This window comes from Enterobacter sp. 301B (genome assembly GCF_003850715.1).
In the GTDB taxonomy this organism is placed as follows: Bacteria; Pseudomonadota; Gammaproteobacteria; order Enterobacterales; family Enterobacteriaceae; genus Enterobacter; species Enterobacter intestinihominis.
Genome location: NZ_PQTC01000001.1, coordinates 438360 through 457117, shown reverse-complemented (window position 1 = coordinate 457117; position 18758 = coordinate 438360). Strand labels below are relative to the sequence as shown.

Annotated in this window: 22 protein-coding genes and 1 other annotated feature; of the genes, 12 read left to right on the top strand and 10 right to left on the bottom strand. The window is 53.2% G+C overall.

Annotated elements, in window-relative coordinates; all coding sequences use genetic code 11:
• Positions 1-70 precede the first annotated feature (70 nt).
• Positions 71-2320 (bottom strand): catalase HPII, encoded by a 2250-nt coding sequence (gene katE / locus C3451_RS02130; protein WP_045621430.1) that lies wholly within the window; start codon positions 2318-2320, stop codon positions 71-73.
• 201 nt (positions 2321-2521) lie between these two features.
• Here katE and cedA point away from each other — a divergent pair, with 201 nt between their 5' ends.
• Entirely contained in the window at positions 2522-2761 is a 240-nt protein-coding gene (cedA, locus tag C3451_RS02125; protein WP_022647825.1) for a cell division activator CedA, read from the top strand.
• A gap of 48 nt (positions 2762-2809) precedes the next feature.
• On the opposite strand, the gene tcyP is transcribed toward cedA, so the two are convergent.
• From tcyP to hxpB, 4 genes are all read right to left on the bottom strand, one after another.
• Complete coding sequence (gene tcyP / locus C3451_RS02120; protein WP_022647826.1) at positions 2810-4201, bottom strand: cystine/sulfocysteine:cation symporter; 1392 nt, start codon at positions 4199-4201, stop codon at positions 2810-2812.
• A gap of 127 nt (positions 4202-4328) precedes the next feature.
• Positions 4329-4919, bottom strand: coding sequence for a metal-dependent hydrolase (locus C3451_RS02115; RefSeq protein ID WP_015570742.1), 591 nt, complete (start codon positions 4917-4919; stop codon positions 4329-4331).
• A 95-nt stretch (positions 4920-5014) separates the two neighbouring features.
• Positions 5015-5776 (bottom strand): 2-dehydro-3-deoxy-D-gluconate 5-dehydrogenase KduD, encoded by a 762-nt coding sequence (kduD, locus tag C3451_RS02110; protein ID WP_045621432.1) that lies wholly within the window; start codon positions 5774-5776, stop codon positions 5015-5017.
• Positions 5777-5904: 128 nt separating this feature from the next.
• Entirely contained in the window at positions 5905-6576 is a 672-nt protein-coding gene (gene hxpB / locus C3451_RS02105; protein WP_022647828.1) for a hexitol phosphatase HxpB, read from the bottom strand.
• Positions 6577-6717: 141 nt separating this feature from the next.
• Between hxpB and C3451_RS02100 the strand changes: the two genes are divergently transcribed.
• The gene (locus C3451_RS02100) at positions 6718-7254 is read left to right on the top strand and encodes a YniB family protein (protein ID WP_063139223.1); all 537 of its coding nucleotides are present in this window, start codon (positions 6718-6720) and stop codon (positions 7252-7254) included.
• Positions 7255-7286: 32 nt separating this feature from the next.
• Here the strand turns inward: C3451_RS02100 and C3451_RS02095 are convergent, their stop codons facing one another.
• The 3 genes from C3451_RS02095 to pfkB form a co-directional block, all read right to left on the bottom strand.
• Positions 7287-8147, bottom strand: coding sequence for a fructosamine kinase family protein (locus tag C3451_RS02095; protein ID WP_045621434.1), 861 nt, complete (start codon positions 8145-8147; stop codon positions 7287-7289).
• 105 nt (positions 8148-8252) lie between these two features.
• A complete protein-coding gene (ghoS, locus tag C3451_RS02090) occupies positions 8253-8543 on the bottom strand; it encodes a type V toxin-antitoxin system endoribonuclease antitoxin GhoS (RefSeq protein WP_003857822.1) in 291 nt (96 codons plus the stop codon).
• A gap of 91 nt (positions 8544-8634) precedes the next feature.
• On the bottom strand, positions 8635-9567 hold the full coding sequence (gene pfkB / locus C3451_RS02085) for a 6-phosphofructokinase II (RefSeq protein ID WP_022647831.1): 933 nt from the start codon (positions 9565-9567) through the stop codon (positions 8635-8637).
• A 17-nt stretch (positions 9568-9584) separates the two neighbouring features.
• Here pfkB and C3451_RS02080 point away from each other — a divergent pair, with 17 nt between their 5' ends.
• The 3 genes from C3451_RS02080 to C3451_RS02070 all read left to right on the top strand — a co-directional run bounded on the left by C3451_RS02080 (position 9585) and on the right by C3451_RS02070 (position 11119).
• On the top strand, positions 9585-9857 hold the full coding sequence (locus C3451_RS02080) for a hypothetical protein (protein WP_022647832.1): 273 nt from the start codon (positions 9585-9587) through the stop codon (positions 9855-9857).
• A gap of 5 nt (positions 9858-9862) precedes the next feature.
• Complete coding sequence (locus C3451_RS02075; protein WP_045621435.1) at positions 9863-10621, top strand: YdiY family protein; 759 nt, start codon at positions 9863-9865, stop codon at positions 10619-10621.
• A 264-nt stretch (positions 10622-10885) separates the two neighbouring features.
• Positions 10886-11119, top strand: coding sequence for a hypothetical protein (locus tag C3451_RS02070; protein WP_045621459.1), 234 nt, complete (start codon positions 10886-10888; stop codon positions 11117-11119).
• Between the two features lie 149 nt (positions 11120-11268).
• On the opposite strand, the gene yniD is transcribed toward C3451_RS02070, so the two are convergent.
• Positions 11269-11376 (bottom strand): small membrane protein YniD, encoded by a 108-nt coding sequence (gene yniD, locus C3451_RS02065; protein WP_003857815.1) that lies wholly within the window; start codon positions 11374-11376, stop codon positions 11269-11271.
• A 98-nt stretch (positions 11377-11474) separates the two neighbouring features.
• Positions 11475-11567 carry a stress response membrane protein YncL gene (gene yncL, locus C3451_RS02060; RefSeq protein ID WP_071785204.1) on the bottom strand — a complete coding sequence of 31 codons (93 nt, stop codon included), beginning with the start codon at positions 11565-11567 and terminating at the stop codon, positions 11475-11477.
• A gap of 323 nt (positions 11568-11890) precedes the next feature.
• Between yncL and thrS the strand changes: the two genes are divergently transcribed.
• From thrS to pheT, 7 genes are all read left to right on the top strand, one after another.
• Positions 11891-13819 (top strand): threonine--tRNA ligase, encoded by a 1929-nt coding sequence (gene thrS, locus C3451_RS02055; RefSeq protein WP_006809077.1) that lies wholly within the window; start codon positions 11891-11893, stop codon positions 13817-13819.
• A gap of 3 nt (positions 13820-13822) precedes the next feature.
• Positions 13823-14365 (top strand): translation initiation factor IF-3, encoded by a 543-nt coding sequence (gene infC / locus C3451_RS02050; RefSeq protein WP_059443439.1) that lies wholly within the window; start codon positions 13823-13825, stop codon positions 14363-14365.
• Positions 14366-14462: 97 nt separating this feature from the next.
• Positions 14463-14660 (top strand): 50S ribosomal protein L35, encoded by a 198-nt coding sequence (gene rpmI, locus C3451_RS02045; RefSeq protein WP_001124225.1) that lies wholly within the window; start codon positions 14463-14465, stop codon positions 14658-14660.
• A gap of 50 nt (positions 14661-14710) precedes the next feature.
• Positions 14711-15067 (top strand): 50S ribosomal protein L20, encoded by a 357-nt coding sequence (gene rplT / locus C3451_RS02040; RefSeq protein ID WP_000124850.1) that lies wholly within the window; start codon positions 14711-14713, stop codon positions 15065-15067.
• A 117-nt stretch (positions 15068-15184) separates the two neighbouring features.
• Positions 15185-15309, top strand: a sequence feature (Phe leader region).
• Positions 15190-15234 (top strand): pheST operon leader peptide PheM, encoded by a 45-nt coding sequence (gene pheM / locus C3451_RS24420; protein ID WP_001386830.1) that lies wholly within the window; start codon positions 15190-15192, stop codon positions 15232-15234. It overlaps the preceding feature by 45 nt.
• 62 nt (positions 15310-15371) lie before the next feature.
• Complete coding sequence (gene pheS, locus C3451_RS02030) at positions 15372-16355, top strand: phenylalanine--tRNA ligase subunit alpha (RefSeq protein ID WP_045621438.1); 984 nt, start codon at positions 15372-15374, stop codon at positions 16353-16355.
• Between the two features lie 15 nt (positions 16356-16370).
• On the top strand, positions 16371-18758 hold the full coding sequence (gene pheT / locus C3451_RS02025; RefSeq protein ID WP_045621440.1) for a phenylalanine--tRNA ligase subunit beta: 2388 nt from the start codon (positions 16371-16373) through the stop codon (positions 18756-18758).

Here is an 18758-nt window from a genome sequence, read left to right as displayed (position 1 = left end):
CTTCGCCTTACCGGGCCTACAACATCAGTCGAAATATAGGCCGGGTAAGCGTAGCGCCACCCGGTTTTTTTTACGCCGGTATCTGGTCAATCTTGCTGCTGCGCGACCACACGCGGTGCGCGGCGAGCAGGTCAAACAGCCGGGTCATAAACGCATCGTCAATGTTATCACCTTCGACAAAGCCTTCTTCCCCTTGATCCGGTACCTTCAGCAGCGATTTAAACTTCCGCGCATCGCCTGCGAGGGCGATTGGCTTCAGGTGCTTATAGGCTTCCAGCAGATAATAGGCGGCATCACCGTTACCGAGCAGACTCTCAACGTCGCCGCACGGCATAATCACCGCATCAACCGTCAGGGACGGTGCCCCGGCAAAGGTCGCGGCAATCGGCAGGACGGAGCCATCATCGGCCGTCACTTCACCCATGCGTGAGTAAAGCAGTTTGGCATGTACGCCCTGAGTCTTGAGCGCCCTCATGATCCCCAGCACGTCGCTGGCGCGCGGTTTATCGTTCAGCAGGATAGCCACTACGCGGCCTTTGATCGACCCGCCAGGTACCGCGTACAGGCTCAGGGACGGATCCTTCTTCAGCCCGTTCACGTCTTTAGGCGGTGCAGCATGGCATTGCTCGTCAGTCAGCGTAATGCCGAGATTATTCGCTACGCCCTGAGCAAGCTGGATATCAATATGCGCCAGATGGTCGACCACGCGCTCGCGAATGTAGGTACGCACCACTTTGCTCAGCTCGAAGCTGAAGCCGCCGATAATGTGCTGCTGTTCGATCGGGGTCTGGCTGTTCCAGAACAGGCGAGGCTGAGCGTAATATTCGCCGAATGACGGGCTGCGCTCGCGAATTTTTGTTCCGTCCACGCGCTCCTGATACGACTCGAATCCGCCACGTTTTGGCCCCGGCGGGGTTTCACGCGGCCAGTTATCGTTAATGGAGTTCGGCTCGTAGTTCGCCGGGTTGGTATCGATATCCTGGCGATGCATCCCGTCACGCTGAAAGTTATGGTACGGACAGGTCGGACGGTTGATTGGGAGCTCATGGAAGTTAGGTCCACCAAGACGGCTGATCTGCGTATCGGTGTAAGAGAACAGACGACCCTGCAGCAGCGGATCGTTGGTGAAGTCCAGCCCCGGCACAATATGGCCCGGGTGGAACGCTGCCTGCTCATTTTCCGCGAAGAAGTTATCCGGGTTGCGGTTAAGCACCATTTTACCCACCAGCTGAACCGGCACCAACTCTTCAGGAATAAGCTTGGTCGGGTCGAGCAGGTCGAAGTCGAATTTGAACTCGTCTTCTTCCGGGATCAGCTGTAACCCCAGCTCGTATTCCGGGAAATCACCGGCTTCAATGGATTCCCACAGTTCGCGACGGTGGAAGTCCGGATCGCGTCCGGTCAGCTTCTGCGCTTCATCCCACACCAGCGACGCTTTCCCCGCGACCGGTTTCCAGTGGAAACGCACAAACGTCGCTTTACCTTCAGCGTTAATCAGACGGAAGGTATGAATACCAAAGCCTTCCATGGTGCGATAGCTGCGCGGGATCCCCCGGTCAGACATCGCCCACATCACGTTGTGAAGGGTTTCCGGTTGCAGGGAGACGTAGTCCCAGAATGTGTCATGCGCACTTTGTCCCTGCGGTATGGCCCAGTGTGGTTCTGGTTTTACCGCATGGACAAAGTCAGGGAACTTATGCGCGTCCTGTATGAAGAAAACCGGGGTGTTATTCCCGACGAGGTCGAAAATGCCCTCTTCGGTATAGAATTTGGTGGCGAAGCCGCGGATATCACGCACCGTGTCGGCCGAACCCGCGCCGCCCTGTACGGTAGAGAAACGCACAAAAACCGGTGTGATTTTGTTCGGATCGGAAAGGAAGTCTGCTTTGGTGATCTCCTTCAGGCTCTTGTACGGCTGGAAATAGCCGTGCGCCGCGGAGCCGCGAGCGTGGACGATACGCTCAGGGATACGCTCATGGTCGAAATGGGTGATTTTTTCGCGCAGGATGAAATCTTCCAGCAGCGTCGGGCCGCGCGTTCCGGCGCGCAGGGAGTTCTGATCATCGGCAATGCGAACGCCCTGGTTCGTGGTCAGCGCATGGCCTTCACCGCCCTTGCGGTGAGGATCGAGCGATTTCAGCTTTTCGTTTTCCGTTTCCGGGGCTTTCATGCTGCCCGGGGCGGTAGGCTGTTCACCCGGTGCGGAAGGACCCGGTGATGGTTTGTGTGAGCCGTCGGCTGGGGCAAGTGAGTCCATTCCCGGTTGAGATTCTTCAGTCCCATGAATGGGTGACTGATGTGGTTTATCATTGTTCGACATTGCACGCTTCTCCTTTGTTCATTCCTAAAAACCCTATTAAGGATAGAACAATGTTAAGAAATAGCAGGCGAACTAAGCGTTTTCAGATATTGATTAGCGAAAGGAGCCATCTGCGATACGTCAGGCGCGACGGGCGGGGGGAGAATCGGCTATGATAGAAATTTCCTGCTTTAAGAATTTGCTTTAGTGAACCCGTCGCTTATGAAACCTCTTCGTCAACAAAACCGCCAGGTTATTAGCTATGTACCCCGCGTTGAGCCCGCGCCGCCAGACCATGCCCTGAAGGTGGATGGTTTTCGCGATGTCTGGATGCTGCGGGGTAAATACGTTGCCTTCGTGCTGATTGGCGAGCACTTCCGTCGCTCCCCTGCGTTTACGGTGCCGGAATCGGCGCAGCGATGGGCAATGCAGACCCGCCAGGATGAAGAGGTTGAAGAATAACAGCCATAAAAAAACCGCCCGATGGCGGTTTTTTTATTTCAGCAGTGATTAACGATGTGCCAGTTCGGCATCATCTTCACTGTCGAGAATCGTTTTGTCGGTCTGCTTCAGCCACTGGCTGGTCAGGGTACCGGCGGTCATTGAACCACTCACGTTCAACGCGGTACGACCCATATCGATCAGTGGTTCAACAGAGATAAGCAGGGCAACCAGCGTTACCGGCAGCCCCAGCGCAGGCAGAACGATCAGCGCAGCGAAGGTCGCGCCGCCGCCCACGCCCGCAACACCGGCGGAGCTAATGGTCACGATACCGACCAGCGTCGCAATCCAGACCGGATCCAGCGGGTTAATACCCACGGTTGGGGCAACCATCACGGCCAGCATCGCCGGGTAGAGACCCGCACAGCCGTTCTGCCCGATGGTGGCGCCAAAGGAGGCCGAGAAGCTGGCGATAGACTCGGGTACGCCCAGACGACGTGTCTGTGCTTCCACGTTCAGCGGAATCGATGCCGCGCTGGAACGGCTGGTGAAGGCGAAGGTCAGCACCGGCCAGACTTTGCGGAAATATTTCAGCGGGCCAACGCCGTTCACCGCCAGCAGGATGCCGTGCACAACAAACATGATGCCCAGACCGAGGTACGAGGCAATCACAAAGCTGCCAAGCTTGATGATGTCTTGCAGGTTAGAACCTGCCACGACTTTGGTCATCAGCGCCAGGACACCGTACGGCGTCAGCTGCATGACCAGACGCACCAGCTTCATTACCCAGCTTTGCAGGGTATCGATGGCAGTCAGAACCCGCTCGCCTTTCGGCGCATCGTCCTTCAGCAGCTTCAGCGCAGCCACGCCCAGGAACGCAGCGAAGATCACTACGCTGATAATGGAGGTTGGGCTTGCACCGGTCAGGTCAGCAAACGGGTTTTTCGGAATGAAGGAGAGCACCATCTGCGGAACGGTCAGATCGGCCACTTTACCCACGTAGTTGGTCTCAATCGCCGTCAGACGCGCGGTTTCAGCGCTACCCTGCACCAGACCTTCAGCAGTCAGGCCAAACAGATTGGTAACCAGCACACCCACCAGCGCCGCAATCAGCGTGGTGAAGAGCAGGGTGCCAATGGTCAGGAAACTGATTTTACCCAGTTGAGAAGCATTATGCAGCCGGGCTACGGCGCTCAGAATTGAGGCGAATACCAGCGGCATAACGATCATTTGCAGCAGCTGTACATAGCCGTTACCGACAATGTTGAACCACTGAATGGAATCTTTCAGTACCGGGCTGTCGGAGCCGTAAATAGCGTGTAAGGCCAGGCCAAACACCACGCCCATGACCAGACCAACCAGTACCTTTTTCGCCAGGCTCCACTGTTTGTGGCGAGCCTGGGCGAGAAGCAATAGCAATACGACGAACACAACAATGTTCGCGATGAGTGGAAAATTCATCCCCGTTCTCCTGATTTATTATACGGTCGGTTTTTACCGAACCTGTTGGCGCAAGGTTATCAGAAGTGTGATGTGGCGCTTATATCCATATGGAATGGTTTATGACAAAAGTGATTGTATTGCCGGTTTAATGCTCAATCTGGTGATTAATAAAACGATTGAACTGAAATTGCAGCGAGTTGATCATCTGCGATGACCAGCGCACTGCACCATTTTCGGGCAATGTCTGCGGCATCCAGACGGCATAGGCAAACAGCGCCATGCACAGAACGCGCTCCAGCTGGTTGCCTTTTTGCGGCACGAGGATTGGCAGGCGGAAACGCCAGCGGCAGGGCCAGAGCAGCGGAACGCCCGCTGGCGTCAGCATATCGGCGAGGATATGGCTTAAGTAGCCGAGCACCATGCCCTGAATGGCATCCGCCGGGACTATCCAACTCTCGGGAACCTTCAAATAGAAGAGTGTAAGCAGGCCAAATACGGCCAGCAGGCTGTGGGTAAACCCGCGATGACCAAAGGCTCTGGCGATGGGTTTTGAAATCCACTTCAGCCGCTGACCAAGGAATGATTTTGGATGGTCGATGTCCGGCAGCAGGCAGGTCAGCACGGCAGAAGGGACAATATGCCACCAGTCCCCCTGGGCCAGCACAGGGGTCAGTTCAGCGTTTTTAGCAAACACTGCACAGGCAAGTGAAAAAAGCAGGTGGCCTTCCGCCGTCATGATAAAACCCGGTAAACTGTCAATCCATACAGTATAGGGTTTTTATACAGTGTGTGAAAGAGGTGACGGTGTAACTCTTTGTCACAAACCGGCGGTTAGCGCGCCAGCCAGCCACCGTCTACGGCAAGGGTATGGCCGTTAACGTAATCCGACGCCGCCGAGGCCAGAAACACCACCGGACCCTGTAAATCCTCCGGAAGTCCCCAGCGGCCCGCCGGAATACGGTCGAGGATCGCCTGGCTGCGCTGCTCATCATCGCGAAGTTGTTGGGTGTTATTTGTCGCCATATAACCCGGCGCGATAGCGTTCACGTTAATACCTAGCGGCGCCCATTCGTTTGCCAGCAGGCGGGTGAGCCCGAGGACGCCGCTTTTCGAAGCCGTATAGGACGGCACCCGAATGCCGCCCTGGAAGGAGAGCATGGAGGCAATGTTAATGATCTTGCCGCCCTGACCCTGCACGATAAACTGTTTCGCTATTGCCTGAGAGAGGAAAAAGACCGATTTCAGATTGAGATCGATGACCTCGTCCCAGTCCTTCTCGCTAAATTCCAGCGCATCGCACCGACGAATGGTGCCGGCATTGTTAACCAGAATATCGATGCGGCCCATCTCTGTGACGGCGGTATCCACGACGCTCTGAATACTCTCATGCTTGCCGAGATCGGCGCGAATTGCGATAAAGCGCCGTCCCAGCGCCGTGACGCGCGCAGCCGTTTCGTCAGGAACCTTGCGGTTTACCCCCACGATATCGCATCCTGCCTGGGCGAGGGCAATGGCCATGCCTTGCCCCAGACCGGTATCGCACCCGGTCACCATCGCCACTTTTCCTGCCAGAGTAAAAGCATCCAGTATCATACGCGCCTCAGAAGTCAGGTTATTGTCATTCTGCACGTAAGGATAGGAGTCTGGAATGAGAAAAGCAAATAAAGTAAAACGTTGTTTTGATTTTGTGATGCAGGCAGCCGAAGCTGCCTGAAAGAGCGTTACTCTCCGCGCAGATGGCGGGCAGTCAATTCTTCAAGAGACGTCAGCCTGACATCCGCGAGGGCAAAGCGGGGATCGTGTCGGCCTTCTTCAGCCGGCACAACGATGGAGCGCATACGTGCGGCTTTGGACGCCACCATGCCGTTAACCGAATCTTCCAGCGCCACACAGGTAAGCGGATCCAGCCCCAGTTTCGCGGCGCAGTCCATATACACCTGCGGATGTGGCTTGCTGTAAGGAAGCTTTTCGGCCGAGGCCAGCGCGTCGAAGCTGTCGCGCAGCCCGAACATCGTCAGCACTTTTTCCAGCATATGCAGAGGTGAGGCAGAGGCAAGCCCCACTTTCAGCCCTTGCGCCTTGCACAGGGCGATAGCGTCGCGTACGCCCGGTAACAGAGGCTTATTCTCTTCTACAAGGGAGATAGCACGGTTGATAATGCGCGCCGTAACTTCGTCGCGATCCGGGCCAACCCATGGCTGGTGGGCATACCAAAGGTCAACCACCATATCGATGCGCAGCCCCAGGGTATCGGGAAGCTCATTACGACGACTGATATCGACGCCGAGGCTGGCCATCACGTCCAGTTCAGCCCGATCCCACAGGGGTTCGGAATCAATCAACAATCCATCCATGTCAAAAATAGCGGCAAGTATCTGGCGCGGTGTCGACATTACAACATCTCCTTATCTTGGGGGTAAGACGAACGGTGCTAAGCACAAGCAATTTAGCATATTGCATTCAAAGATCGGGCGAAAATGACCGACAGCAGGTAGACTTAGGCACAAATAACGCGTCTTTATGAAGAGGAACTAATGACGTATCAACAAGCTGGACGCATCGCAGTCTTAAAACGTATTGCTGGTTGGGTTATTTTCATTCCCGCCCTGATTTCAACGCTGATCTCCGTACTTAAATTTATGTACGATCACAGCGAAAAACAGCCGGGCATTAATGCCGTCATGCTTGATTTTGCCCACGTCATGATTGAGATGATGCGGTTTAACACCCCATTCCTGAACGTCTTCTGGTTCAACTCGCCCACCCCGGATTTTCACCACCAGCTGAATGTCGGGTTCTGGATAATCTATGCGTTGATCTTTATCGCGATGGCGTTGCAGGCCTCCGGCGCACGCATGAGTCGCCAGACCCGCTTTTTACGCGAAGGGGTGGAAGATCAGCTGATACTTGAGAAGGCGAAAGTCCCTGACGGGATGAGCCGCGAGCAGATCGAATCGCGCATTGTCGTTCCGCGTCATACCATTTTTGTGCAGTTTTTCCCGCTCTATATCCTGCCGGTTATTATCATTGTGGCCGGGTATTTCTTCTTTACACTGCTCGGCTTCCTGTAATGTCAAAGGGGGCGTATTGCCGCCCCCTCCCGCTATGCCGCCAGGATACGATCCAGCGCTCGCTGGGCATTCACCAGATGATTCCCGCCAAACAAAATCGCCCGGTTTAGCAAGGTGTACAGCTGATAAACCGGCTGACGTTCAAGGAAACCCGCAGGTAACGGCGAGACAGACTGATAGCCATCATAAATTTGCGGCGGCTGTTCAGGGTGCAACGGCAGCATCGCGAGGTCACATTCTCTGTCGCCCCAGTAGCAGGCCGGGTCAAATATATAGGGACCATCAGGCCCAAGCGCGCAGTTGTTCGACCATAAATCACCGTGCAGAAGGGAAGCCTGAGGCTGATGCGAAGCCAGACGCTGCTGAATGTGTTCAACAATCGCGTCGATGTTGCCGAACGCTAGTCCCTTTTCAGCGGCCAGCTCCAGCTGCCAGCCTATGCGCTGCTCGGCAAAAAAAGTCGACCAGCGGCGTTGCCACGCGTTTGGCTGTGGGGTGGTTGAGAGGTCGTTATCGAAATCGAGCCCAAACTGAGGTTGATCGCTCCACTGGTGCAAACGGGCGATCTGTTGGCCGAGAATAAAGGCGTTGTGCGCATCCAGAGGGCGCGCCGGAAGATAGTTCATCACCAGAAAGCTGTAGTCACGATCGCTGCCAACGGCTAAAACCTGTGGAACGTTGACTGTTTTACTGCGCGATAACAACTCAAGCTGATCGGCTTCGGCCGTAAAAATGGGGAGCAATTCGCGCTCATCACATTTTACGAAGAGATCGCGCCCGGCGTAACGTAAATGCCATGCGGCATGGATCTCTCCGCCTGGCAGTTCGTTACGCAGTTCAATTTCACCTTCACCCAGTTGCTCACTTAAAAGATGACTGATAGCCTGCCACATGATGTCTCTCCCATGTTGTCTGCCAGATCATAAAGTTAGCGCAAAACGGCTATAAAAAAACAGGAACTAACGCACAACTGAGCGGTTTAATTTTGTACAGGGCACTTATTGCTCTTTTTTATGCCAGTTTTCCCAGCTATCCACATCAATTTCCGTGGCTTTGTCAGTCACGCTTTCCACCAGGCTACTGGCCAGCGCCTTCACCTCCTCCTGACTCAGCGGGCTTATCAGGCCAAAGGCCAGCGAGCCGAGATCGTGAATATTGCCCTCATCGTCCGTCAGCGTGAGCAGAAAATTCGCCCGCGTGAAAGCGTTGTTGAGTTCATTCAGTTCGGTCAGCGATGCTTCATGAATATTGACGGTTACGACGTAGCGGGTGATATCACCACTGCTCATAATTCACCTCGTTGTTATCCTGAAAGTTTTCTTAGCATAGTCGATAAGCCATATTTGGCGACTTCCCCCTCCACGGGAAGGGGAAGCACGTTCAGCTTCTCGCCAGGTAATCGACAATTTTCTGAGTATCCGCAAGCGAACACAGACGGGTTCCCTGATTGATGGTGGCAGCGCTCCCTGCCGCGACGCCATAGCGTGCCATCTCCAGAAGCGAAGCGCCCTGCGCCAGCTTCAGCACCATCGCGCCAACCATACTGTCACCGGCACCCACGGTACTCTGACTTTTCATCGGCGGTGGAACAACCTGCACGCAGCCCGTCTTGTCGACGGCCAGCGCACCCTGAGGACCGAGAGAGACTACAACGCGATGCGCTTTGCCCGTGCGTACCAGCTCTTCTGCGGCAGTACGCACGTCATCAGGCTGGTTGAGCTCGCGATTGACAAGCGCACTGAGCTCTTTCTGGTTAGGTTTGACAAGTTCAAGTTGTCCGGGCTCTAACGCCGCCTTCAGGGCATCGCCTGAGCTATCGACAATGCAGCGGATGCCGCGCTGGAGCACCGCCTGAACCAGTGCCGTCAGCTTTTCTGTTTTGACGCCCGGCGGCAGGCTACCGCTGATCACCAGCAATGAGCCGCTTTCAATGGTCAGCACTTTCTCTTCCAGTTGACGAAACTCATCATCGCTCAACTTCGCCCCTGGCATCACAAAACGATATTGCTCGCCGCTGGATTCAACATGGACATGCAGGTTTTGCCGGGTCCAGTCTCTGGCGTCAACGGTATCTACGGCAACCTGTTCATCTGCCAGCAACGCAACCAGATGCTCACCCGTGGCGCCGCCAGCGGGGAAGATGGCGGTTGCTTTTCCGCCGAGATGGGTAATTGCGCGCGCCACGTTAATGCCGCCGCCGCCCGGCTCAAACACCGGCGCGCTACAGCGCAGCTTACCTTCCGGATAGATTTGCGGCGTCATGGTCGCAGAGTCGAGGGAAGGGGAGAGCGTCAGCGTGTAAATCGAAGCCATCATGACCTCCTTTTATCATGGGTTATTTTAAGCCTGGCACCGTTTGGCAGGAAGGCAACGTAAATAACAGTATGATTTTAAAAATGAATGCTGACAAAAAACCTTGGCCGGGTATATACATTAAATCGCGTTTTGGGATCGTTCTTATTCAAAAAATGAAAGAAGAAATTATTGCTATGTTATTTGCGGCTTTTTATAATTTGTTACCTTTCTATGGTCGCCTTGTCATTGATCCGCAAGAAAGTTTCCGAGACCGTGACGGTCTCTTTTTATGTTGTACGGACTCCTAAAATAAATGAAGCTTTTGAAGACAGTACCCGCAGCACTGATGCTGGCGGGTGGCGTATTTGCGTCACTGAATGCAACCGCCGATGATACCGTTTTTACTGTCATGGACGATCCCTCCACTGCCAAAAAACCCTTTGAAGGTAACGTGAATGCCGGGTATCTGGCGCAATCCGGTAACACGAAAAGCTCCTCCATGACCGCAGACAGCACCCTGACCTGGTACGGCAACACCACGGCCTGGTCGCTGTGGGGCAATGCCAGCAACACGTCTGCTAACGATGAACGCTCCTCTGAGAAATACGCGGTAGGTGGGCGTAGCCGTTACAACATGACAGATTATGACTACCTGTTTGGGCAGGCGAGTTGGCTTACTGACCGCTACAACGGCTATCGCCAGCGCGATGTCATGACTGCGGGTTATGGTCGTCAGTTCCTGAATGGACCGGTGCACGGCCTCCGTTTTGAATTCGGTCCGGGTGTCCGTTACGACGAGTACACCAACGGCGAAGATGAAACCCAGCCGCTGGGTTATGCATCGGGCACCTACGCATGGCAAATGACTGACAACGCTAAATTCACCCAGGGTGTGTCGGTGTTTGGTGCTGAAGATACAACGCTGAACTCTGAAAGTGCGTTGAACGTGGCTATCAACGAACACTTTGGACTCAAGGTGGCGTACAACGTAACCTGGAACTCTTCACCGCCTGATTCCGCGCCGGAACATACCGATCGCCGAACCACGATTTCTTTAGGTTATAAAATGTAATTTCTTCGGGCCGGGACTATTCTCGGCCTGTTTTTTATTTTTTGAAACTGTGCTTATTTATATTAAACGGCGTTTTGAAATAATAGGCATGCTTTCGTCTTCATAATTTCTCCATAATTAGGCGACCAGGCCTTATTCAGTTTATTTGACACGATTTGATAAATAATTTGACTAGGCAAAAGTGTGATCCAGATCTACACTTACGGCACAGGCAAAAAACTCGCCTCAGGCATTTCTGCATTAATTAAGTATGAGAACAGAATTATGAAAAAAATCAAAACCGCTACAGCAGCGCTGGTGCTTTCCGCACTTTCATTTGGCGTATTTGCTGCTGATAATATGACGCAACCTGCCAGTGACGTTAACAGCCCAGTCGGGATCGCTAAAGCCTCTGATGTTGAAGCAGGCTCCAACATTGCCCCTGGCTCCCAGTCTACCGGCCAGTCAATGAATGATGCATTTGATGTACACAAGCTGGTGGCGGGTGAGTGGTCCTGATATTTCAACTGCCACATGTGATGGAATATATACGCTGTCACAGCCTGGCGAAAACCGGATTATGACGTACCGGTTTTGGACCATAAATTATCGTAAAGATAGTTAAGATTTATTCAGTAAATTCACGGCACGTTTTCGCTGACATAATATTAGCCCCAGATCATCGCGGCCCAACGCAGCAGCAACATCGCGCCGCAAATAGCGATTAACACCACGACCATTTTCCAGTGCTTAACGGCAAATCTTTTTGTTGGCATAACCCAATCCTTGTCAGTTGATACCCTTAGTCTACCAAAGTCTGCGCCAGAAAGCGCTTTACCCGGGACAACAGGTTATGCCAGAACAGCGGTTCGGCTTAAAACCAGTGGAATCTGTCGGCCAGTATCAATACCAGACCAGCAGCGGAAAGTAGATTCAATATCACAACGGTTCTGCTCGATACATTCATGTGATACCCCTTCGATGTTTAAGGACCAGATCAAGAATAGCTCAGCACTTTCGGATTGCGAGCCCCCGTCAACAAAAGTTCATGAACGCAGACATAAGGATGAGCGGTTCAAATCGGTCGCGGGAAGGTGCATTCGCCCTGTTAATAGTGTTACCATTACGCTGCTTGCCGTAAATCCGCATTTATCTGAATCGGCAGGTGCATGATGACGAACCAATTTGACGATTGTTGGTCAGATGGTTTCGTAATCTACTGTTTAATCACGATTATTTTCTTTGTATATGCTCTTATGTGTGGGGCATCACTGCAAATAAGGATATAAAATGCCTGTAATTACTCTTCCTGATGGCAGCCAACGCCATTTCGACCACGCTGTAAGCCCAATGGATGTTGCCCTGGATATCGGTCCTGGACTCGCAAAAGCAACCATTGCAGGCCGCGTAAACGGTGAGCTGGTAGACGCGTCCGATCTGATTGAAAGCGATGCAACGCTTGCGATCATCACAGCGAAAGACGAAGAAGGTCTGGAGATCATTCGTCACTCCTGTGCGCACCTGTTAGGTCATGCTATTAAGCAGCTGTGGCCCAACACCAAAATGGCGATCGGCCCGGTTATCGACAACGGCTTCTACTACGACGTTGACCTTGACCACACCCTGACACAGGAAGATATCGACGCGCTCGAAAAACGTATGCATGAGCTCGCCGAAACGAACTATGACGTCATCAAGAAGAAAGTCAGCTGGCATGAAGCGCGTGAAACCTTCGTGAAGCGCGGCGAGAGCTATAAAGTCTCGATTCTTGATGAAAACATCGCTCATGATGACAAGCCTGGCTTGTACCATCACGAAGAATATGTCGACATGTGCCGTGGACCGCACGTGCCGAATATGCGCTTCTGTCATCACTTCAAACTGATGAAAATCGCAGGCGCCTACTGGCGTGGCGACAGCAACAACAAAATGTTGCAGCGTATCTATGGTACCGCATGGGCCGATAAGAAAGCCCTGAACGCGTACCTGCAACGCCTGGAAGAGGCGGCTAAGCGTGACCACCGTAAAATCGGTAAGCAGCTTGACCTGTATCATATGCAGGAAGAAGCGCCGGGGATGGTGTTCTGGCATAACGACGGCTGGACAATCTTCCGTGAACTGGAAACGTTCGTGCGCTCCAAGCTGAAAGAGTACCAGTATCAGGAAGTGAAAGGCCCGTTCATGATGGACCGTGTGCTGTGGGAAAAAACCGGCCACTGGGACAACTACAAAGATGCGATGTTCACCACTTCGTCTGAGAACCGTGAATACTGCATCAAGCCAATGAACTGTCCGGGCCACGTTCAGATCTTCAACCAGGGTCTGAAATCCTACCGCGATCTGCCGCTGCGTATGGCGGAGTTCGGTAGCTGCCACCGTAACGAGCCATCAGGTGCGCTGCACGGTCTGATGCGTGTTCGTGGCTTTACTCAGGATGATGCGCATATCTTCTGTACTGAAGATCAGGTACGTGATGAAGTTAACGCCTGTATTCGTATGGTCTACGATATGTACAGCACCTTTGGCTTCGAGAAGATCGTGGTCAAACTCTCAACGCGTCCGGAAAAACGTATCGGTAGCGATGAGACATGGGATCGCGCAGAGGCGGATCTCGCCGTGGCGCTGGAAGAGAACGGTATTCCGTTCGAATACCAGCTGGGCGAGGGCGCATTCTACGGTCCAAAAATTGAATTTACCCTGTATGACTGCCTCGATCGCGCATGGCAGTGCGGAACGGTACAGCTGGACTTCTCCCTGCCGCAGCGTTTAAGCGCCTCTTATGTTGGCGAAGACAACGAGCGTCAGGTGCCGGTTATGATTCACCGTGCGATTCTCGGTTCACTGGAGCGCTTCATCGGCATCCTGACTGAAGAGTTCGCGGGCTTCTTCCCAACCTGGCTTGCGCCAGTGCAGGTAGTTGTGATGAACATTACCGATTCTCAGGCGGATTACGTTAAAGAATTGACGCAGAAACTACAAAATGCGGGCATTCGCGTAAAAGCAGACTTGAGAAATGAGAAGATTGGCTTTAAAATCCGCGAGCACACTTTACGTCGTGTCCCGTATATGTTGGTCTGTGGTGATAAAGAGGTGGAAGCAGGCAAAGTTGCCGTTCGCACCCGCCGTGGTAAAGACCTGGGGAGCCTGGACGTAAGTGAAGTGATTGAGAAGCTGCAACAAGAGATTCGCAGCCGCAGTCTTCAACAACTGGAGGAATAAGGTATTAAAGGCGGAAAACGAGTTCAAACGGCACGTCCGAATCGTATCAATGGCGAGATTCGCGCCCAGGAAGTTCGCTTAACAGATCTTGAAGGTGAACCACTGGGGATTGTGAGTCTGAGAGAAGCGATCGAAAAAGCTGAAGAAGCTGGAGTAGATTTAGTTGAAATCAGCCCTAACGCCGAACCGCCAGTTTGTCGTATTATGGACTACGGCAAGTTCCTTTATGAAAAGAGTAAATCTTCTAAGGAACAGAAGAAGAAGCAAAAAGTTATCCAGGTTAAGGAAATCAAATTCCGTCCTGGTACCGACGATGGCGATTATCAGGTAAAACTCCGCAGCCTGATTCGCTTTCTGGAAGATGGCGATAAGGCCAAGATCACGCTGCGTTTCCGCGGTCGTGAGATGGCCCACCAACAGATTGGTATGGAAGTGCTTAACCGCGTCCGTGAAGATCTGAGTGAACTGGCAGTAGTCGAATCCTTCCCAACGAAGATCGAAGGCCGCCAGATGATCATGGTGCTCGCTCCTAAGAAGAAACAGTAAGGCCTTCAAGCAGCAAAATCTGTGGAGCCTTCGGGCCCCATAGGTTTTGTTCGCCTATGTTTCGTTTATTTAACAATGCGAAGTGGAAGTTATTAAAATGCCAAAAATTAAGACCGTACGCGGTGCTGCTAAGCGCTTCAAAAAAACCGGTAAAGGTGGTTTTAAGCACAAGCACGCTAACCTGCGTCACATTCTGACTAAGAAAGCTACCAAGCGTAAACGTCACCTGCGTCCAAAAGCCATGGTTTCTAAAGGCGATCTGGGCCTGGTCATCGCGTGCCTGCCGTACGCATAAGTCGTTAACGTTTAACTTTTTTAACTTAGAATAGATACAGGAGAGCACACATGGCTCGCGTAAAACGTGGTGTAATTGCACGTGCACGTCACAAGAAAATTTTGAAACAAGCTAAAGGCTACTACGGTGCGCGTTCACGCGTATACCGCGTTGCCTTCCAGGCTGTTATCAAAGCAGGTCAGTACGCTTACCGTGACCGTCGTCAGCGTAAGCGTCAGTTCCGTCAACTGTGGATTGCGCGTATCAACGCAGCAGCACGTCAGAACGGTATTTCTTACAGCAAATTCATCAACGGCCTGAAAAAAGCCTCTGTTGAAATCGACCGTAAGATCCTGGCTGACATCGCAGTATTCGACAAAGTAGCGTTCACCGCTCTGGTCGAAAAAGCGAAAGCAGCACTGGCATAAGCCAGTTGAAAGAGGGGGCTTTGCTCCCTCTTTTCATATCGCCTTATCAGAAGATTGACATTTACCCGTCCAGGCTTTTCAATAAGGTCTTAACGGTTTTTACCCTACAAGGTAACGCAAGCATGAATGCTGCTATTTTCCGCTTCTTCTTTTACTTTAGCACCTGACTTCAGGAGGCTAGCGCGTGAAAGATGAAACGAAAAACAGCGCCAGATAAGCCTCCCGATGGAGGCTTTTTTTGTGCCTGAATTTGAGAGATTACGTCCAACAATTCGGTGTCTGCACCGACATAATGAGGAAAACCATGTCACATCTCGCAGAGCTGGTTGCCAGTGCAACGGCCGCCATTAACCAGGCCTCAGATGTTGCCGCGTTAGACAATGTCCGCGTCGAATATCTGGGCAAGAAAGGGCATCTGACCCTTCAGATGACTACCCTGCGTGAACTGCCAGCAGAGGAGCGCCCGGCAGCAGGTGCAGTGATTAACGAAGCCAAAGAGCAGGTACAACAGGCGCTGAACGCACGTAAAGCCGAGCTGGAAAGCGCAGTACTGAATGCGCGTCTGACGGCAGAAACGATTGACGTTTCTCTGCCGGGTCGCCGTATCGAAAACGGCGGTCTGCATCCGGTTACCCGTACTATCGATCGTATTGAAAGTTTCTTCGGTGAGCTCGGCTTTACCGTGGCGACTGGCCCGGAAATTGAAGATGACTACCACAACTTCGATGCCCTTAACATTCCTGGCCATCATCCGGCACGCGCTGACCACGACACTTTCTGGTTTGACGCCACCCGTCTGCTGCGTACTCAGACATCTGGCGTTCAGATCCGTACCATGAAGGAGCAGGCTCCACCGATCCGCATCATCGCGCCGGGTCGCGTATACCGTAACGACTACGATCAGACCCACACCCCAATGTTCCACCAGATGGAAGGTCTGATTGTTGATAAAAACATCAGCTTCACCAACCTGAAAGGCACGCTGCACGATTTCCTGAACAACTTCTTTGAGGAAGATTTGCAGGTTCGTTTCCGTCCGTCCTACTTCCCGTTCACTGAACCTTCTGCGGAAGTTGACGTGATGGGTAAAAACGGTAAATGGCTGGAAGTGCTGGGCTGCGGCATGGTGCATCCAAACGTACTGCGCAACGTAGGTATCGATCCGGAAGTATACTCCGGCTTTGCGTTCGGTATGGGCATGGAGCGTCTTACCATGCTGCGCTACGGCGTAACCGACTTACGTGCGTTCTTCGAAAACGATCTGCGTTTCCTCAAACAGTTTAAATAAGGGCAGGAAAGAACAATGAAATTCAGTGAACTGTGGTTACGCGAATGGGTTAACACCACGCTGGACAGCGACGCGCTTTCTAACCAGATCACCATGGCGGGTCTGGAAGTTGATGGCGTGGATCCTGTTTCTGGCGCCTTTACCGGCGTCGTGGTAGGTGAAGTGGTTGAGTGTGGCCAGCACCCTAACGCCGACAAACTGCGCGTAACAAAAGTCAATGTGGGCGGTGACCGTCTGCTGGATATCGTCTGCGGTGCGCCAAACTGCCGACAGGGCCTGAAGGTAGCCGTGGCGACCGTCGGCGCGGTACTGCCGGGCGATTTCAAAATCAAAGCGGCTAAGCTGCGCGGTGAGCCGTCTGAAGGCATGCTGTGCTCCTTCTCCGAGCTGGGCATTTCCGACGATCACTCCGGGATTATCGAGCTGCCGCAGAATGCACCAGTGGGTACCGATATCCGCGAATACCTGAAGCTTGATGACAACACCATCGAAATCAGCGTGACGCCAAACCGTGCCGACTGCTTAGGCATCATCGGTGTAGCCCGCGACGTGGCCGTTCTGAACCAGACCGAACTGAACGAGCCGGACATCGCTCCGGTTGAGGCAACCATCAGTGATGTGCTGCCGATTCAGGTTGACGCCCCTGACGCATGTCCGCGCTACCTCGGTCGCGTGGTGAAAGGCATCAACGTTAAAGCGCCAACCCCGCTGTGGATGAAAGAGAAACTGCGTCGCTGTGGTATCCGTTCTATCGACGCTGTGGTTGACGTGACCAACTATGTTCTGCTGGAGCTGGGCCAGCCAATGCACGCCTTCGATAAAGATCGTATCGAAGGGGGTATTATTGTGCGCATGGCGAAAGAGGGCGAAACCCTGGTTCTGCTGGACGGCAGCGAAGCGAAACTGAACGCCGACACCCTGGTAATTGCCGATCACAACAAAGCGCTGGCGATGGGCGGGATCTTCGGCGGCGAGCACTCTGGCGTCAACGACGAGACGCAAAACGTCCTGCTGGAATGCGCGTTCTTCAGCCCGCTCTCCATCACCGGCCGCGCACGCCGTCACGGTCTGCACACTGACGCTTCTCACCGCTATGAGCGTGGCGTGGATCCTGCGCTGCAATACAAAGCGATGGAGCGTGCGACTCGCCTGCTGATCGACATCTGCGGCGGCGAAGCAGGTCCGGTTATCGATGTGACCAACCAAGCGGCGCTGCCGAAGCGTGCGACCATTACTCTGCGCCGCAGCAAGCTGGATCGTCTGATTGGTCACCACGTTGCCGATGCGCAGGTGACCGACATTCTGACGCGTCTGGGCTGCGAAGTGACTGAAGGTCAGGATGAGTGGAAAGCCGTTGCGCCATCCTGGCGTTTCGACATGGAGATCGAAGAAGATCTGGTGGAAGAAGTGGCCCGCGTGTACGGCTACAACAATATCCCTGACGAGCCGGTGCAGGCGGGTCTGGTGATGGGCAGCCATCGCGAAGCCGATCTGTCACTGAAGCGTGTGAAAACCATGCTGAACGACAAAGGCTACCAGGAAGTGATCACCTACAGCTTCGTTGATCCTAAGCTGCAACAGCTGATCCACCCGGGTCAGGAAGCGCTGATCCTGCCAAGCCCGATCTCCAGCGAGATGTCAGCGATGCGTCTGTCCCTGTGGACGGGACTGCTGGGTACTATCGTTTATAACCAGAACCGTCAGCAGAACCGCGTGCGTATTTTCGAAAGCGGTTTGCGCTTTGTACCGGATACTCAGGCCAATTTAGGCATCCGTCAGGATCTCATGCTGGCCGGCGCCATCAGCGGTAACCGCTATGAAGAGCACTGGGACCTGGCAAAAGGGACGGTTGATTTCTACGATATGAAGGGCGATCTGGAAGCGATTCTCGATCTGACCGGTAAATTATCCGAAATTGAATTCCGCGCAGAAGCGATTCCAGCCCTGCATCCGGGCCAGAGTGCGGCGATCTATTTAGACGGCAAACGTGTTGGTTTTATTGGGGTTGTTCATCCGGAGCTGGAACGTAAGCTGGATCTGAATGGTCGTACCATCGTATTCGAGCTGGAGTGGAACCCGGTTGCAGACCGCGTCATTCCTCAGGCAAAGGACGTCTCACGCTTCCCAGCAAACCGCCGTGATATCGCGGTTGTGGTCGCTGAAAATGTGCCCGCAGCAGATATTTTGGCCGAATGTAAGAAAGTTGGCGTAAATCAGGTAGTTGGCGTAAACTTATTTGACGTGTACCGCGGCAAGGGCGTAGCAGAAGGTTTCAAGAGCCTCGCTATTAGCCTTATCCTTCAGGATACCAGCCGTACACTCGAAGAAGAGGAGATTGCCGCTACCGTCGCCAAATGTGTAGAGGCATTAAAAGAGCGATTCCAGGCATCATTGAGGGATTGA

Bases quoted from the DNA above. Each gene is read 5' to 3' on its own strand.
- tcyP (WP_022647826.1), bottom strand. From the start codon at position 4,201: ATGAATTTTCCACTCATCGCGAACATTGTTGTGTTCGTCGTATTGCTA.
- hxpB (WP_022647828.1), bottom strand. From the start codon at position 6,576: ATGTCGACACCGCGCCAGATACTTGCCGCTATTTTTGACATGGATGGA.
- cedA (WP_022647825.1), top strand. From the start codon at position 2,522: ATGAAACCTCTTCGTCAACAAAACCGCCAGGTTATTAGCTATGTACCC.
- katE (WP_045621430.1), bottom strand. From the start codon at position 2,320: ATGTCGAACAATGATAAACCACATCAGTCACCCATTCATGGGACTGAA.
- C3451_RS02095 (WP_045621434.1), bottom strand. From the start codon at position 8,147: ATGTGGCAGGCTATCAGTCATCTTTTAAGTGAGCAACTGGGTGAAGGT.
- thrS (WP_006809077.1), top strand. From the start codon at position 11,891: ATGCCTGTAATTACTCTTCCTGATGGCAGCCAACGCCATTTCGACCAC.
- pfkB (WP_022647831.1), bottom strand. From the start codon at position 9,567: ATGGCTTCGATTTACACGCTGACGCTCTCCCCTTCCCTCGACTCTGCG.
- yniD (WP_003857815.1), bottom strand. From the start codon at position 11,376: ATGCCAACAAAAAGATTTGCCGTTAAGCACTGGAAAATGGTCGTGGTG.
- rpmI (WP_001124225.1), top strand. From the start codon at position 14,463: ATGCCAAAAATTAAGACCGTACGCGGTGCTGCTAAGCGCTTCAAAAAA.
- C3451_RS02075 (WP_045621435.1), top strand. From the start codon at position 9,863: ATGAAGCTTTTGAAGACAGTACCCGCAGCACTGATGCTGGCGGGTGGC.
- pheT (WP_045621440.1), top strand. From the start codon at position 16,371: ATGAAATTCAGTGAACTGTGGTTACGCGAATGGGTTAACACCACGCTG.
- kduD (WP_045621432.1), bottom strand. From the start codon at position 5,776: ATGATACTGGATGCTTTTACTCTGGCAGGAAAAGTGGCGATGGTGACC.
- C3451_RS02070 (WP_045621459.1), top strand. From the start codon at position 10,886: ATGAAAAAAATCAAAACCGCTACAGCAGCGCTGGTGCTTTCCGCACTT.
- C3451_RS02100 (WP_063139223.1), top strand. From the start codon at position 6,718: ATGACGTATCAACAAGCTGGACGCATCGCAGTCTTAAAACGTATTGCT.
- rplT (WP_000124850.1), top strand. From the start codon at position 14,711: ATGGCTCGCGTAAAACGTGGTGTAATTGCACGTGCACGTCACAAGAAA.
- pheS (WP_045621438.1), top strand. From the start codon at position 15,372: ATGTCACATCTCGCAGAGCTGGTTGCCAGTGCAACGGCCGCCATTAAC.
- ghoS (WP_003857822.1), bottom strand. From the start codon at position 8,543: ATGAGCAGTGGTGATATCACCCGCTACGTCGTAACCGTCAATATTCAT.
- yncL (WP_071785204.1), bottom strand. From the start codon at position 11,567: ATGAATGTATCGAGCAGAACCGTTGTGATATTGAATCTACTTTCCGCT.
- C3451_RS02080 (WP_022647832.1), top strand. From the start codon at position 9,585: ATGGGTTATTTTAAGCCTGGCACCGTTTGGCAGGAAGGCAACGTAAAT.
- C3451_RS02115 (WP_015570742.1), bottom strand. From the start codon at position 4,919: ATGACGGCGGAAGGCCACCTGCTTTTTTCACTTGCCTGTGCAGTGTTT.